The sequence below is a fragment of the Flavobacterium ginsenosidimutans genome (assembly GCF_003254625.1).
In the GTDB taxonomy this organism is placed as follows: Bacteria; Bacteroidota; Bacteroidia; order Flavobacteriales; family Flavobacteriaceae; genus Flavobacterium; species Flavobacterium ginsenosidimutans.
Genome location: NZ_QJRJ01000066.1, coordinates 48,589 through 65,001, shown reverse-complemented (window position 1 = coordinate 65,001; position 16,413 = coordinate 48,589). Strand labels below are relative to the sequence as shown.

Annotated in this window: 14 protein-coding genes; 7 read left to right on the top strand and 7 right to left on the bottom strand. The window is 32.4% G+C overall.

The genetic code is table 11. The features are described from left to right. Window positions 1-111: 111 nt before the first annotated feature. The 4 genes from clpP to DM444_RS03010 form a co-directional block, all read right to left on the bottom strand. Entirely contained in the window at window positions 112-786 is a 675-nt protein-coding gene (gene clpP / locus DM444_RS03025; RefSeq protein WP_111283853.1) for an ATP-dependent Clp endopeptidase proteolytic subunit ClpP, read from the bottom strand. A gap of 326 nt (window positions 787-1,112) precedes the next feature. Further along, entirely contained in the window at window positions 1,113-2,435 is a 1,323-nt protein-coding gene (locus tag DM444_RS03020) for a trigger factor (RefSeq protein WP_111283851.1), read from the bottom strand. 112 nt (window positions 2,436-2,547) lie between these two features. Continuing rightward, complete coding sequence (locus tag DM444_RS03015) at window positions 2,548-2,892, bottom strand: phage holin family protein (protein WP_111283849.1); 345 nt, start codon at window positions 2,890-2,892, stop codon at window positions 2,548-2,550. A gap of 56 nt (window positions 2,893-2,948) precedes the next feature. Next, window positions 2,949-3,713, bottom strand: a complete 765-nt coding sequence (locus tag DM444_RS03010) for an alpha/beta fold hydrolase (RefSeq protein WP_111283847.1) — start codon at window positions 3,711-3,713, stop codon at window positions 2,949-2,951. Between the two features lie 203 nt (window positions 3,714-3,916). Here DM444_RS03010 and DM444_RS03005 point away from each other — a divergent pair, with 203 nt between their 5' ends. Beyond that, window positions 3,917-5,302 (top strand): hypothetical protein, encoded by a 1,386-nt coding sequence (locus DM444_RS03005; protein WP_111283845.1) that lies wholly within the window; start codon window positions 3,917-3,919, stop codon window positions 5,300-5,302. Between the two features lie 49 nt (window positions 5,303-5,351). Here the strand turns inward: DM444_RS03005 and DM444_RS03000 are convergent, their stop codons facing one another. The 3 genes from DM444_RS03000 to DM444_RS02990 form a co-directional block, all read right to left on the bottom strand. Beyond that, complete coding sequence (locus DM444_RS03000; protein ID WP_111283843.1) at window positions 5,352-6,206, bottom strand: DUF4249 domain-containing protein; 855 nt, start codon at window positions 6,204-6,206, stop codon at window positions 5,352-5,354. Between the two features lie 5 nt (window positions 6,207-6,211). Further along, window positions 6,212-8,485: a TonB-dependent receptor gene (locus DM444_RS02995; protein WP_111283841.1), complete on the bottom strand. Its 2,274-nt coding sequence runs from the start codon at window positions 8,483-8,485 to the stop codon at window positions 6,212-6,214. Window positions 8,486-8,564: 79 nt separating this feature from the next. Beyond that, window positions 8,565-9,278, bottom strand: coding sequence for a pyridoxine 5'-phosphate synthase (locus tag DM444_RS02990; RefSeq protein ID WP_111283839.1), 714 nt, complete (start codon window positions 9,276-9,278; stop codon window positions 8,565-8,567). A 116-nt stretch (window positions 9,279-9,394) separates the two neighbouring features. Between DM444_RS02990 and DM444_RS02985 the strand changes: the two genes are divergently transcribed. The 6 genes from DM444_RS02985 to DM444_RS02960 all read left to right on the top strand — a co-directional run bounded on the left by DM444_RS02985 (window position 9,395) and on the right by DM444_RS02960 (window position 16,413). Then, window positions 9,395-10,054, top strand: a complete 660-nt coding sequence (locus DM444_RS02985) for a CBS domain-containing protein (protein ID WP_111283837.1) — start codon at window positions 9,395-9,397, stop codon at window positions 10,052-10,054. Window positions 10,055-10,153: 99 nt separating this feature from the next. Continuing rightward, window positions 10,154-11,038 (top strand): NAD kinase, encoded by an 885-nt coding sequence (locus DM444_RS02980; RefSeq protein ID WP_111283835.1) that lies wholly within the window; start codon window positions 10,154-10,156, stop codon window positions 11,036-11,038. 173 nt (window positions 11,039-11,211) lie between these two features. Next, on the top strand, window positions 11,212-11,904 hold the full coding sequence (gene porG, locus DM444_RS02975) for a type IX secretion system protein PorG (protein ID WP_111283833.1): 693 nt from the start codon (window positions 11,212-11,214) through the stop codon (window positions 11,902-11,904). A gap of 2 nt (window positions 11,905-11,906) precedes the next feature. Beyond that, window positions 11,907-12,647 (top strand): isoprenyl transferase, encoded by a 741-nt coding sequence (locus DM444_RS02970; protein WP_111283831.1) that lies wholly within the window; start codon window positions 11,907-11,909, stop codon window positions 12,645-12,647. After that, a complete protein-coding gene (locus tag DM444_RS02965) occupies window positions 12,580-15,327 on the top strand; it encodes a BamA/OMP85 family outer membrane protein (protein ID WP_111283829.1) in 2,748 nt (915 codons plus the stop codon). Before DM444_RS02970 ends, DM444_RS02965 begins: the two co-directional genes overlap by 68 nt. 42 nt (window positions 15,328-15,369) lie before the next feature. Next, a complete protein-coding gene (locus tag DM444_RS02960; RefSeq protein ID WP_111283827.1) occupies window positions 15,370-16,413 on the top strand; it encodes an OmpH family outer membrane protein in 1,044 nt (347 codons plus the stop codon).

Here is a 16,413-nt window from a genome sequence, read left to right as displayed (position 1 = left end):
ATGCAGCTTAATATTTATTTTTTGTTTCAAGTTTCAGGTTTCAAGTTTCAAGTTGGTGCATTATCTACCCAACTTGAAACTTGAAACCTGAAACAATTTAAACATTAAAAATTATCCTCTTCTTAATACTTCATCGATCATTCCGTATTCTTTAGCCTCATCAGCTTTCATCCAGTAATCGCGCTCACTATCTTTATGAACTCTTTCGAAAGTCTGGCCAGAGTGGTGAGAAATGATATTGTACAATTCATCTTTTAATTTAAGCATCTCACGTAAGTTGATTTCCATATCTGTTGCAACACCTTGCGCTCCTCCTGATGGCTGGTGAATCATTACTCTTGAGTGAGGTAATGCAGAACGTTTTCCTGCAGCTCCTGCACACAATAAAACCGCTCCCATAGAAGCTGCCATTCCTGTACAGATTGTTGCCACATCTGGTTTGATGTACTGCATTGTATCGTAAATTCCTAAACCTGCATAAACACTTCCTCCTGGAGAGTTTAAATAAATCTGAATGTCTTTTGAAGCATCAGCGCTTTCTAAAAACAATAACTGCGCCTGAACGATATTAGCGATTTGGTCATCAATACCAGTTCCTAAAAAGATAATTCTATCCATCATTAATCTAGAAAACACGTCCAATTGAGAAACATTCAACTGACGCTCTTCAATAATATATGGAGTCATGTTAGTTGGAGTCATTGCTGCTACGATTTTATCGTAATACATTGCGTTTACTCCTTGGTGCTTTGTAGCAAATTTTTTGAATTCTTTACCGTAGTTCATATTTTTAGTTTAAAGTTGAAAGTCTAAAGTCAGAAATTGACTTAAACGGATAAAACAAAGTTCATACCTTTTTATTAAGGATGCCAATTTGTCTTCTTTTTTAAGATGCTAAGATTCTAAGGTACTAAGATTCTAAGTTTTTTTTACTAAGAAACGTTTAGCAACTTGAAACCTGAAACAAAAAAAGAACGTCAACAGAATAAAAAATTCCATTGACGTTCAAATATAATTATTTTTATCTTTCAGTTTCTGTAATAAAATCTTAATTTTTAAAAAGTAGACTTCTTAACTTTCGACTTTAGAACTTTTGACTTTCAGACTTAAATTTATTCTCCGTAAGAAGCTGCAATAAATTCTTCGTAAGTAACCTCTTTAGTGGTTGGGTTAGCTTTTTCTTTGAAGATGTCTAACATTTTAGCCGCTACAACTTGCTCAGAAAGTCTTTTTACTTCATCTTGGTTAGATAAAACTCTAGCCACGATTCCTTGAACTTCTTCGTCAGTTGGGTTTGTTTGACCAAATTGAGCCATTTGCTGTCTGATAGCGTTTGACGTAAACTCTTTCAAATCTTCAAATGTAATTTGGATATTGCTTTGAGCTAAAGCTTTTCCTTCGATTAATTGGAAACGTAAACCTTTTTCAGATCTTGCGTATTCAACTTCTGCTTCTTCTGGAGTTAATTTTTTCTCTCCTACAGTTTGTAACCATTTTTTCAAGAATTCAGCTGGTAAATCGAATTTTGTGTTTTCGATTAAGAAATCCTGAACGTCTAATAATAATTTTTGCTCTGATTGCTGTGCGAATTGTGCTTCAGCATCTTCTTTAATTTTAGCTTTTAAATCTTCTAAAGAAGCTACTTTTCCTTCACCAAAAAGTTTATCAAATAATTCTTGGTTTAATTCAGCTGGCTCAGAACCATTGATTGCTGAAATAGTAAAGTTTACTTCAACATCTAAACCGTGAACACCTTCGTGACCTACTTTTAAGTAATCCATTAATTGGTGATCGTCATCAAATAAACCTTTTGTGCTTACTGTAACAACATCTCCAACTTTTTTACCTACGAATTGTTTTCCAGCTTTTTTGCTGAAAGCGCTAACTGAAATTGTAGTTGTATTGTTGATTCCGTTTTCTTCACTTGAGAAAGTTCCAGTTAAATCTGAATCAGCTTCAACTTTATCTTGAGGAATTGCTTTTCCGAATTGTTTTTGGATACGCTCTACTTGTCCGTCGATTAATTTATCATCAGCAGTAACGATATATTTTACGATATCATTTTTAGCTTCTAAATTAATTTCGAAGTTTGGCACTAAACCAATTTCGTATTCGAAAGTTAATTCTTCAGCGTCCCAGTTAAAATCTTCGTTTACTTTAGCAAGAGGAGTTCCTAAAAGATTTAATCTTTCAGATTGAATATAACGCTCTAAAGCCAAATCAACTACTTTTTTAATCTCTTCTTGTTTAATACCTTTTCCGTATTGTTTTTCAACAAGATCTTTAGGCACTGCACCTTTTCTAAATCCTTTTACTTGCGCTAAAGGCATTTTTTCGTTAATTCTTTTTGCTACTTGACCTTTATAATCCATATGAACAACGTTCAATACAATTGTCTCGTTAACTGCGTCTATTGCTACTCTTTTAATATCCATCTTCTTCTTTAATTTACATAATAAAATTGGGTTGCAAAATTATAAAATTTTTGCAACCCAACCAAGTTTTTAATCTATTGTATTTGAAGCTGTTTTAATCTCTTCAATTGTTTTATTTATCGTCTCCTAATATTTTATAAGTAAGAGATTGAAGTATAGACAAAATAATACTGAATATTAGTGCTGTCCAGAATGTATCGACTACAAAACCTCCAACAATTTTTGTGCACAGTAAAATAATTACAGCATTTATGACTAATAAAAATAAACCAAGCGTAACAAACGTTACTGGTAGAGTTAGCAATACTAAAATTGGCTTAATAAAGATATTCAGCAATCCTAAAACTACTGCAACAATTACAGCGGTACCAAAACTAGCAACGTGAACCCCAGTTAAAATGTTAGACAATAATAAAACCAAGGCAGCCGTAACAAGAAGTCTAAGTAATAATTTCATAGTTTTTCAGGTTTAAAATTTATTTAAAAGTAATAAATTTTTTAGCAAAACTGTTTTTATTCCTTTAAAAACATCGCTGTCAATTCGAAAAACATTTTAGGATTTTCTGCATGAAGCCAATGCCCAGCGTTTGGAATAGTTTCTAATGTTAGATTTGGAAAATGCTTGCGAATTCCGTCAACATCTTCATCTTGAATATATCCAGAGTTTCCTCCACGAATAAATAGAGTTGGTTTATCAAAAACTAAATCATCTGCTAGAGGTTTTCCAATTGCGTCCAGATTATTATTAAAAACTTCTAGATTAAATCTAAAAGCCAATTGTCCAGGTGCTGCCCAATATAGGTTTTTCAATAAAAACTGACGAGTTCCAAAATCTGGAACATATTGTGATAAAGTTGCTTCAACATCATTTCGACTCGGTTTTACCGAAAAATCAATAGCATTTAATCCTGCCAAAATATCTTGATGATGCTGCTTGTAGAATCTCGGACCAATATCTGCCACAATCAATTTGTCTACAATTTCTGGATGTGTCGTTGCAAAAAGCATCGCCACTTTTCCTCCCATTGAATGCCCTAGAATATCAATTCTGGTTAGATTATTCGCTTGACAATATTCGTACACATCTTGAACCATTGCTTCATAACTCCATTCGTCTGAATGAAAACTGCGTCCGTGGTTTCTTAAATCTAAAATATGAACTTGAAATCCAGCTTCTACATATTGTCCAGCAAGTGTTTTCCAGTTATCAGACATACCAAGAAATCCATGCATGATAATGAACGGTTTTCCTTCGCCTTCTATTTTTGAGTATAACATTTAATTTTATTTATAAAAAATTCTGTTTACAAATGTAAAAAACTATCAATTAATCTCTAAAACTAATTATTCTACAAGAAATTTTATTGATTTAATTTTATTAGAAAAAAATTTACAGGCTTACGGATTCCCGTAAAGACATTCGGTTTATATTAACTACTTTTGCCTCAAATTCAACCTTAATTTTTTAATACAACCAAATCATGATTAAAAAAATTTTTTTAATGTCTTTAGTTCTTTCGCAACTAGCAATTTCTTGTTCAAGTGACGAAAGCGGTGACGAAACAACACCAGAAACAGAATTAACTTTAGAAGAGCAAATTGCTGCTTTAGTAAAACAGCCGTATTCTAATTTAACGCCTTCTCAGCAAAAAGTAAAATTAGAAGCTGAAGCTAACGATATGTTAGTACAATTAGACAAAACTAAAAGTTCTAGCGCAATTGAAGCATTAGAAAATTTATCTCGTTTACTTAGCCAAAGTAGCGTTGACATTTTTGACGGAAAAAGCGGAAATGGTGTTGAAGAAGCTTTAACAGTATCAGGTGTTTATGGTATCTATACTTGGAATAGCACAGGAAAAGCATGGACTAAAACTGCTTCAAGCACTGAATTAAAATTTGTTTTCCCTGCTAAAGAAGGGCAAACTACAAACAATGCAGTATTTTCTGCAAAAAGCACTTCATCTGATGTTAAAGTTCAAATTATTGACACTTATGCAGAATGGGGATGGAATGAAGAAACTCAACAATATGGACCTATAACTCCAGAATTAAATGACTGGTTTTATTTACCAACATCAGCAGATGCTGTTTTAACAATCGACAACGCACAAGCTGCTACTATTGCACAAACTGCAAAATATGCTAACGGTAAAGAGGTTCCTACTGATTTTACATATAAAGTGACTTTAAATGATGGTTACACTTGGGAAATGAGTACTGTAAAAGGTGCACAAAATACTTCTAAAGCATCTCTTACTTTCAATGGAAAAAACTTAATTACGTTTAATGCTGGAAGTAATGCTGAAATTGACAAATTAATTGACAATGATGAACTTGTTCAATATAGAGGTAAAGCGAATGGATTGTTTACATTAATGGACAATTTTGTAATTCTTGCTGATATGGATTTAGCTACAGAAGCTGCTGATGATGCTGCTTTAGAAAGCGCTAATGTTCGCCCTACTCACCCAGAATACGACAAAGCTGATAGCGATTTCAAAGCATATTACACTGCTTTAAATGCATACGAGAAAAAAATATCTGAAGGTACTGCAGCTAATTTCAACAAAAACATAAAATTAATTTTAGTATCTAAAAAAGACGGAACAAAAATCGCTGATATCGTTCAACATTCTGAAAAAGATGGTGAATATACTTTCACTTTACCTGTTTGGGATGAAGAAAATGGATATTGGAGTTCATGGACTAATGAAGGAGAATCTTTTACTCAACCTTATCTTGACGAAGTTTATTACTTAAAATTCAGTGATAGCACAGAAGTTGAAATGAGCGCTTATTTCTCTGAAGGGTTCTCGAATTTCGAAGCTAAATTTGAAGAGTTTATTAAAGCTTTCGAGAAAAAATAATATTTTTGAATTACAGTTTAAAGCCGGTCTGACCATTCAGACCGGCTTTTTATTTTTTAGGAGGAGTTTTTACAATTATAGTGCTTTGTCCATATCCGGCCCAAATTCCTATTCCGCCTTTAATATTTGATTTCAAGCTTATGTTGGCAGGATAAATTGGATTTTGGCTATTCACAATTTCATTTTGCCAACTGTTCCAAAAATCTAGAGCTTCTTTTGTCTGCGTTCTTAATTTTACATGAATTAAATCTCCATCTGCAAAATAAGGCGTGAATTTAGTTTTAGGAAATAATATTATTCCTCTATTTATTTGCACTGAAACAGCTGAAGTTTCAAAATTCTTATCATCTAAATTTCCGTAAAATGCAGGAACAAAAATAGGTTCTTCACCCTCAATTTTAGTCGCAATCTGATAATAGTTTTTCTGACTAATTGGATCATCAAATTTTACAAAAACATAACCTGTTGTATCTGCAGGATTTCTTTTGATATATTCGGCATTTTTTAGCGTAACACTTTCTGGAATTGTTGTCACTGCTTCAATAACGCGATCTAAATATTCAATTTTCAATGAATATGATTTTCCCGCTTCTCCTTTTATAGCTGAACCAAAATAAACAAATGGAGGTATTCTGTCTTTATCATTTTTAACCCTTAAAACTTCAGAGTTTACACCATCTGAAATCGTGATTTTTGCAGACCTAATTACGTGATTCAATACGTTTGTAGAATCAATAACGTCAGTAACGGGAATACTTGTAGATAACTGGACATTGGCAATATCTCCTTCTTCAATCCAGCCTTCGACTACAATTTTAGACTCCAAACTTTTTTCCGTGGTAAAATCATTATTCGAACAGCTTATCAAAACTAAACCTAAAAGCAAAAGCAAATACTTTTTCATATTTCTTAAAATTTAAATCTCCAACTAATAGAAGGCAGAATGCGATATAAAACCTTCTCTTTCTGAGACACCACTACTTTATCTTTATTTTCGTTTACTTCAACATCTAAAACCACATAAATTGGATTGGCAATATTGAAAGTATTATAAATTGAAAAATTAAACACACTTTCTTTTTTAGCTGTTTTAATGAAATAATAATTAGCCGAAATATCTGTTCGAATGTAATTAGGCATTTGCGCATTATTATATCCTGAATATTCCTTAACTGGATTATTATTAATAAAATACCAAGATGTTGGCATTGTAAATCGGTTTCCAGAACTGAATACTTGAGTAAGTCCAAAATTCCATTTTGAATTCAAATCATACATTCCAACCAAAGAAAGATTATGGCGTCTGTCATACTTTGCAAAGTAAGTTTTACCATTATTCAATTCATCAAAATTTCGATCAGACCAGCTTAAGGTATAACTTAACCAACCGCTAAACTTTCCGTTGCTTTTTTTAAGCATCGTTTCAAGGCCGTAGGCCTTTCCTTCCCCAACATACAAATCATTTTTAAAAGTTGTAATTTCATTAAACTGAGTCACTCCATAAGGATATTCCAATAAATTTTTCATCGAACGATAAAATCCTCCTAAAGAAGAAGTCCAATTTCGGGATAGATTTTGATTTGAACCAATTGAAAATTCATTTGAAGATTGCGGTTTTATACCATCAGAACTTGCAATCCAAAAATCTGTCGGAATTCCGACACTCGAAGTTGTTATTAAACTTAAATACTGATATTGTTTATTATAAGATGCGTAGAAAGAATATTTTTCGCTTGCAAAATAATTCAACACTATTCTAGGCTGAAAATGCAAATAAGAATCTGATCCTGAATTATAATAATTAATTCGAAGTCCTAAATCTGCCACTAACTTTTCAGTTATTCTTGGTTTTGCATTTGTAAAAATTGCCGCTTCATTAGCATTAATCTTATCTTGAATATTATTATTGGTTGTTGCAAAATTTTCAACATTTACCTTTTGTGGCTGTAAATTATGATAGACATATTGAAGTCCAGATTCTATTGGAATATTTTTAATGAAATATTGTACCGAATTTATAAATCCAAAATCCTTTACATACGAAGAAACTTCAAATTCAATTGTAGCCTGCTCCATCTTTAAATCATTTGAATATTGGCTGAAATAAACAGCATTTGACATGCTAACCTTAGGAGAAATTGTGGTAATTAAAGATGGCGAAACTGTAAAATTACTCCATTTCAAACTTGTTTTAAGCGCTAGGTTTTCGTCTTTAATTTTCAATTCATCGCCACTTGCAAAGGCATCAATAACAAACAAATTATTCTTTGAAACTTGAGATAAAAAAGTAAGATTACCATCAGAAAAACCGTATTTCATATCCTGAACATCATTGCTTTTTGATCCTGATTTCAAGATTGGGCCAACAATTTCATCGATATACGTTTTTCGTCCAGAAATATAAAGTCCTGTTTTACTGCTAAAAGGAGCCGCAATACTAAGCTGAGAAGCTAAAATTCCAAGATTTCCTTGAATGCCAAATTCAGATGGAAGTTTTTTATTTGAATTCAACAAAGTTGTCGAACTTAATCGTCCGCCGTATTTTGCATTCGAACTTGATTTATCAAATTCTACATCTTTTATATGATCTGCATTGTAAAATGGAAAAATCCCAAGCAAGTGAGACATTCCATAAATAGGAGTTCCATTATATAAAATTGCATTATGGCCAGGATCTCCGCCACGAACATAAAAATAACCATTGGCATCACCCGAATTTTGAACACCAGGAGTTAGCTGTAAAATTTTTATAATATCTGTTGTTCCTAAAACAGTCGGAACAGATGATAATTCTTTTACATTAAAGGAAAGCTTTCCGTTAGAGAGATTGGTTATGGCACTTTTTTTATCGTTAGAAATGATAACTTCTTTTAGATGTGCGATATCTTTTTCTAAAACAATTGAAACAAAAGTATCCTTCTTAACTTTAAATTGAATGTCTTGCGGAATATATCCTGCTTGATCAATTTTAATTTTCAATTCACCTAAAGGAACATTTACCGAAAAATTGCCAAGAGAATCGGCTATAGAAAAAGCTTGAAAATCTTTTGCTTTAAAGGAAATATTGACACCTATTAAATTTTCGTTTTCAGAAGATTTTATATTGCCAGAAATGGTCGCCTTTGATTGTGCAAATACATTGAAAAAAGAAAGGAAACAAAAGAATGTAATTAATTTCGACACTTGGATTTTAATAAGAAAAGTGCGAAAATAAACAATTATAACCCAATTACATCAGGTTATAATTGTTTTTAATTTTATCTTACTTCAATTTATTCAAATACATATTTACAGTATTATCCAAACCAAGATAAAGCGCTTCTGAAATTAAAGCATGCCCAATAGAAACTTCTAATAAACCAGGGATATTTTCTTTGAAAAATTTGATATTATCTAAACTCAAATCGTGTCCAGCATTGATTCCTAAACCTAATTCGTTTGCCAATTTAGCTGCTTCAACATAAGGATCAATTCCTCTTTCGTTTCCTAAACTATATTGATGAGCGAAAGATTCAGTATATAATTCGATTCTATCTGTTCCTGTTTTTTTAGCGCCTTCAATCATTTCCAAAATAGGATCAACAAAAATCGACGTTCTGATTCCATTTTTTTGGAATTCCTGAATAACTTCAGTCAAATATTCTTGGTTTTTAATGGTATCCCAGCCCGCAGAAGAAGTAATTGCACCAATTGCATCTGGAACCAATGTAACCTGATCTGGTTTACATTCTAAAACCAAATCAATAAAATTATGCTGCGGATTTCCTTCAATATTATATTCTGTCGTAATAATTGCTTTCAAATCGCGCGCATCCTGATAGCGAATATGACGCTCATCTGGACGTGGGTGAATCGTAATTCCTTGCCCTCCAAATCGCTGAATATCTACAGCTACTTTTAATAAATCAGGAACATTTCCGCCTCGTGCATTACGAAGCGTTGCAATTTTATTGATATTAACACTTAACTTTGTCATATAAATAGATAATTAATTCTAGTAACACTATATTTGTTACGACAAAAATACAAAGTAAAACAGAGCGGTTTTCGGTATTTTTTGATTATTTTGCATCAAATATCTTCAATTGATTTATGACAGAAATTACAAACTATATCACAAATGATTTCAGAGCGATTGATAGTCAGGAGACGATAGCATCGATTCAGGACTTTTTTATTGATGTGAATTTTTCTCATTTTCCGATTTTAGAAGATGGTATTTTTATAGGAAGTATCTCTTCTGATGATGTTGAGACATTTGACATTGAAAAAAAAGCAATTGACTACAAATATACTTTAGAACATTTTTTTGCAAGAAAATCTATGCTTTGGCTAGACGTACTTGAAGTTTTTGCTAAAAACCACACTAATCTTCTTCCAATTCTTGACGAAAATAATAACTATGTAGGTTATTATGAAATGGAAGATATCATGAAGTTTTTTCAGGAAACTCCATTTTTAAAAGAGCCAGGAGCAATTATTATTGTTCAAAAAGGTCTTTTAGATTATTCAATGAGTGAGGCTACCCAAATTGTAGAAAGTAATAATGGTAAAGTTTTAGGATGTTTTGTGTCTGAAGCCGATTCAGAAAACGTTCAAATTACTGTAAAAATAGGTTTAGGAGCGATTAATGAAATCATTCAGACTTACAGAAGGTATGGTTATGAAATTATTTCAGAACATCAGGAAGACACCTATATAAATAGCCTAAAAGAACGATCGGATTATTTAGACAAGTATCTTAATATATAAGTTATGAATATGCCAATAAGAAAATTAGTTAATTAGATGATTTTCGCATTTCACAATTCTCTAATTGACAAATTGACAAATTCTCTAATTTAACAAAGAATGAAAATAGCCATTTACGGACAATATTATCAGAACAGTACTGAACCAATTATAAAAGACATTTTCAAGTTTTTCAACACCAATAATGTTGAGATGGTAATTGAAGAAAACTTTCTTAACATGCTTTACGAAAAACAGCTAGTTAAGAAAGAGTACAAAACTTTTCCTTCAAACAGCGCTTTGGACAATAGTTTTGAAATGTTAATAAGCATTGGTGGTGACGGAACTATTTTAAGAGCCGCAGCTTTTGTTCGTAATTCAGGTGTTCCATTATTGGGTATTAATGCAGGAAGATTAGGTTTTCTGGCTAAAGTTCAAAAAGAAAATATTGAAAGTTTGTTGCAATATGTAATCGATCAGAACTATACAACGTCTGAAAGAACTTTACTTGGACTAACTGCCGATCCTAAAAATGAAGCTTTCGAGGAACTTAACTTTGCAATGAACGAAGTTACAGTGAGTAGAAAAGATACAACTTCGATGATTACAGTCGAAACCTATTTAAACAACGAATATCTAAATTCTTATTGGGCAGACGGTTTAATTATCTCTACTCCTACTGGTTCAACTGGATATTCTTTGAGCTGTGGCGGACCAATTTTAACACCAGATGTAAAGAGTTTAGTAATCACACCTATTGCCCCTCATAATTTAACTGCCAGACCACTTGTTATTCCTGATGACACTGAAATCACACTACGCGTAACAGGAAGAGAAGATCAATATTTAGTTTCTTTAGATTCAAGAATTTCTTCGGTAAAAAATGAATCTATTTTAAAAATTAAAAAAACAGATTATAACATAAAAATGGTTGAAATACCAGGCGAAACTTTCTTAAAAACATTAAGAAATAAATTGCTCTGGGGAGAAGATAAAAGAAATTAAACTCTTTTCTGATTACCCACTATACGATAATACCACATTTTCTCGTTCTGCATGTAGTGAATCATCATTAAATGGCTCAAAATCATAACGTAAATTGAAAAAAAAGCACATTTAAACAAAGGAACTTTGATTCGGATCGATAATTATTATATTTGCACGCAATTTTGAATTAAATGAAGAAAATTTTTAATTTATTGTTATGTTTTTTCCCCTTTATTACACTTAATGCTCAGATAAATGAGATAGGTGTTTTTTTTGGCGGAAGTAACTTTGTAGGTGATGTTGGTAAAACAACTTATATTGCCCCAGAAAAACCAGCCTTTGGTATTTTATACAAATGGAATAGAAGCCCAAGACATGCATGGCGATTCTCATACACACAATCTAGCATTATTGGAAATGACTTCAAGTCTGAAGAAACGGGCCGAAACCAACGAGGCTACCGTTTTGAAAACGATATTAAAGAACTTTCTGCTGGTTTAGAATTCAATTTTTTCGATTTTAATTTGCACGATTATCATACAAAGATAACCCCTTACATTTTTTCAGGGTTAAATTTCTTTGTCTTCGACAACTTATACCGATATACTACAAGTCCAAACGTAATATACGCGCAAAAAAATAAAAGCTCATTTGCTATACCTATTATATTAGGTATAAAATCGAATATAAGTCCACGTTTCGTTTTAGGAGCAGAAGTTGGAGTACGCTATACTTTTACAGACAACATTGACGGAAGCAATCCGAATACAAGTAATCCAGATATTTTAAAATTTGGAAATTTAAATAATAATGACTGGTATGTTTTTTCAGGTATTACTTTAACATATACCTTTGGACAGAAACCTTGCTATTGCCCAGAATAAAAATGAATTTAATAGAATCAATAGATCACACAAACTTACCTAAACACTTGGCCATTATCATGGACGGTAACGGACGATGGGCAAAACAACAAGGCTTTTTGCGCGCGTTTGGCCACGAAAATGGCACAAAATCTGTAAAAGAAATAATCAAAACCTCTGCAAAATTGGGTATTGAGTATTTAACTCTATATGCTTTTTCGACAGAAAACTGGAATCGTCCAAAACTGGAAGTTCAGGCATTGATGAAAATATTGGTAAATTCATTAAAAAAAGAGCTTACTACCCTTCAAGAAAATAATATCAGACTTAATGCAATTGGAAATCTTGATAAATTACCAAAAACAGCCCAAAAAGAACTTTTGGATGTTATGGACAAAACCAAAAATAATACTCGCCTAACACTTACGCTCGCTTTAAGCTATGGATCTAGAGAGGAACTGGTAAATGCTATTAAGTCAATTAGTGATAAAGTTAAAAATAATATAATTTCAATAGACACTATTGACGATTCAATTATAAATGAGCATCTTTACACGCAAAATTTACCCGACGTAGATTTATTAATACGAACAAGTGGAGAACATAGAATAAGTAATTTTTTGCTTTGGCAGATCGCCTATGCAGAATTGTATTTTACTAATGTCTTGTGGCCAGACTTTAAAGACCAAGATTTATATGAGGCTATTATTAGTTATCAAAAAAGAGAACGTAGATTTGGAAAAACCAGTGAACAAATTAAATAATTTTTTAGTGTTGCAAAAAAAAATACAAATAGTCCTTACCCTATTACTTTTGGGTAGTTTTTCACAAATTAAAGCACAAGAAAGAGTTCCTTTTGATCAAGGGAAAAAATATATTCTAGCCAAAGTTTCTGTTGTTGGTAAAATAAGCTTCAATGAACAGACTGTTGTAACCTTTTCAGGCCTTCAAAAAGGACAGGAAATCACTGTTCCTGGAGAAGAAATCAGTAGCGCAATTAAAAAATTAGGCAAACTAGGTCTTTTTGATGAGATCGCTTTCTATGTTAACAAAATAGAAAATGATAGTATTTATTTAGATCTTGATATCGTAGAGCTTCCTAAATTAAACGAAGTTAAATTCGTTGGAGTTAAAAAGAGCAAAGTTGAAGGTTTAATTAAAGATAATAACTTGACAAAGAACAAGATTGTCAATGAAAACTTAATTACGACCACGAAAAATTATATTGAAAACAAATACAAAAAAGAAGGTTTTTATAACACAAAAGTTACTATAACAAATACTCCAGACACTATTAACGGTCACCAAGTTAATATGCTTGTCAGGATAGACAAAGGAGATAAAGTAAAAATCAGCAACATTGATTTCATTGGAAACAAACAACTTACAGGAAATCAATTGCGTGCTGCAATGAAAGACACAAAGCAGAAAAACTTTATCCGAGTTTTTAAAGCGTCTAAATTTATCCCAGAAAAATACAAAACTGACTTAGAAAAAGTAATCGCAACCTACAAAGAAAAAGGATATCGTGATGCCCGAATTATCTATGATTCAGTAAAATACAACAAACAAAAAAACACTCTTGCGATTAAGATTAATGTAGAAGAAGGAAATAAATACTACTTTGGAAACATTAAATTCTTAGGTAACACAGTTTATTCAGATCGCCTTTTAAACAGCTATTTAGGAATCAAAAAAGGAGAAACTTATAATGGAGTTTTATTAGAAAAAAGAATTGCTGATAAGACAAAACCAGACGCAGAAGACATTACCAATTTATACCAAAACAACGGTTATTTATTCTCGAATATTAACGCTGTAGAGGTAAAAACGGTTAACGATACAATCGATTTTGAAATTAGAGTTACAGAAGGTCCAATTGCATATTTTAATAAAATTACTGTTGTTGGAAACGACAAAACAAACGACCATGTTATCTATCGTGAGTTAAGAACAAAACCGGGAGAAAAATACAGTAAAGAGCAGTTAGTGAGAACTATCCGTGAGATCGGACAATTAGGTTTCTTTGATCCTGAGGCAATTGATCCTAAATTTAAGAACGTAGATGCTGGAGCTGGAACTGTTGATATTGAATATAATGTTGTAGAAAAAGGATCTAGCCAGGTCGAACTTCAAGGAGGTTACGGCGGTGGAGGTTTCATTGGAACTTTAGGGCTTTCGTTTAACAACTTCTCTGCTCGAAAATTATTTGACAAAGAAGCTTACAAGCCTTTACCAATGGGAGATGGACAAAAAGTTGCGCTTCGTTTACAAGGAAGTACATACTTCCAAACGTATAGTTTATCTTTCTCAGAACCTTGGTTTGGAGGAAAGAAACCTGTACAGTTTAGTTCATCTATTTCATATAGTAAGCAATTTCTTAACAATTATATCACCCGAACTGTTGATAGAAGCAAAAGTTTTAATATTTTTACAGTCCAAGTTGGTTTAGCAAAAAGATTAACTGTGCCAGATGACTACTTTGTGTTATCACAATCTGTGAGTTATCAGCACTATGATTTGAACAATTATAATACAGGTTTATTTACTTTTGGTAACGGTGCATCAAGAAACTTAGCTTATACTATCGGACTTTCAAGAAGTAATAAAGGGGTAAACCCGATATTCCCAACTTACGGTTCTGAGTTTAGTATCTCTGCGAAAGTTACACCACCTTATTCATTGTTTAATGGAATTGATTATGGTGATTTAAAAAATCAAAAAGAATACAAAACACAATACACTGGAACATCAGGAAGTGGTGTAGACGGAAAACCACTTAACAATGGTGATTATGTTAAAACAGAGACAGTAAACGGAACAACTGGTTATGTAAGTGTTGGTTCTGATTATGGAAGTGCAGATACAGATGTAGCAAAAGTCGATCAGAAAAAATACAATTGGTTAGAGTACTATAAAGTTAAATTCAAAGGAGATTGGTATACTAAAGTTTATGGAAAATTAGTATTAAGAACACTTACAGAATTTGGTTTCTTAGGAGCTTACAACCAAGAAAGAGGTGTAATTCCGTTTGAGCGTTTTTACTTAGGTGGTGATGGTATGGCAAACTACTCTATGGATGGTAGAGAAACTATCCAGTTGAGAGGTTATCCAAACAACTCTTTAACTCCAGTAAACGCTGCCGGTGATGCAATTGGAGCTACAATTTATAACAAATTCTCAATGGAATTACGTTATCCAATTACATTAAAAGCATCTGCTTCGATTTATGCATTAACGTTCTTAGAAGCTGGTTCATCGTATCCAACTTTCAAAGATTACAACCCGTTTGACTTAAATCGTTCTGCTGGTGCTGGTTTACGTGTATTCATGCCTGCATTTGGATTATTAGGTATTGACTTTGGTTACGGATTTGACGCTCTTCCTGGACAAACAAAAGCTAATGGCTGGGAAACACACTTTATTATTGGACAACAATTTTAAAGAAATAACGTTTGGTTAAAAATCATCAAATAAAGTTATGTTATGAGAAAACAATTTTTATTTATATTTTTAGCCTTGATTGTAGCAAATACAAGTCAGGCACAAGGAAAGACGACTAGAATTGGCTACATCGACATGGAATATATTTTAGAAAATGTTTCCGATTATAAAGAAGCCAAATCACAATTAGAGCAAAAAGCTCAAAAGTGGAAACAAGAAGTTGAGGCTAAAAAATTAAATATAAACAACCTTAAAGAAAGTTTAAAAACAGAAAAAGCTTTACTTACTAAGGAATTAATTGAAGAGAGAGAAACTGAAATTAAGTTTCTGGAGCAAGAAATGATGGATTATCAGCAGAAACAATTTGGATCTGATGGTAATTTAATGAGGCAGAAAGCAGCATTAGCAAAACCAATCCAAGATCAGGTTTTTACTGCTGTTCAGGATATTGCAGAAGCAAAGAATTATGATTTTATTTTTGACAAATCATCAGATCTTACAATGCTTTTCAGTAACAAAAGATTTGACATTAGCGATCAGGTTTTAAGGATTTTAAATCGTACAGAGAAACGCGAGCAGCTAACGAAAAAACAATTAAAAGAACAAGAAGCGAAAGAAAATCTTGAAAATGCAATTGACGAAAATCCAGCTATGGCTGATCGTCAAAAAGCACTTGACGAAAAGAAGGCGGCTAGAGAGAAACTAATTCAAGACAGAAAATTAGAACAAGAAGCTAAGAAAAAAGAATACGAAGACCGAAGAAATGCTTTAGCTGCTGAAAGAGAAGCTAAAAAAAATGGCACGGTTTCTGGAACAGCTAAAACAGCGACAGAAACGCCAGCAACAACAACAGATGCTGCAAAAACAAGCTCTACTGCTAAAACTGCAACACCTGCTGCAACTGGCACTGGAGAAACACCAGCGGCTGAACAGCCTACAATGACGAAAGCTGAAGAAAGACAATTACTTTACGAACAACGTAAAAAAGAATTGGAAGAAAAAAGAAAGAAAATTTTAGAAGAAAGAGAAGCGGCTAAAAAAGCAAAAGAGGCCGAAACGCAAAAAACAAATACGACCAATAATTAA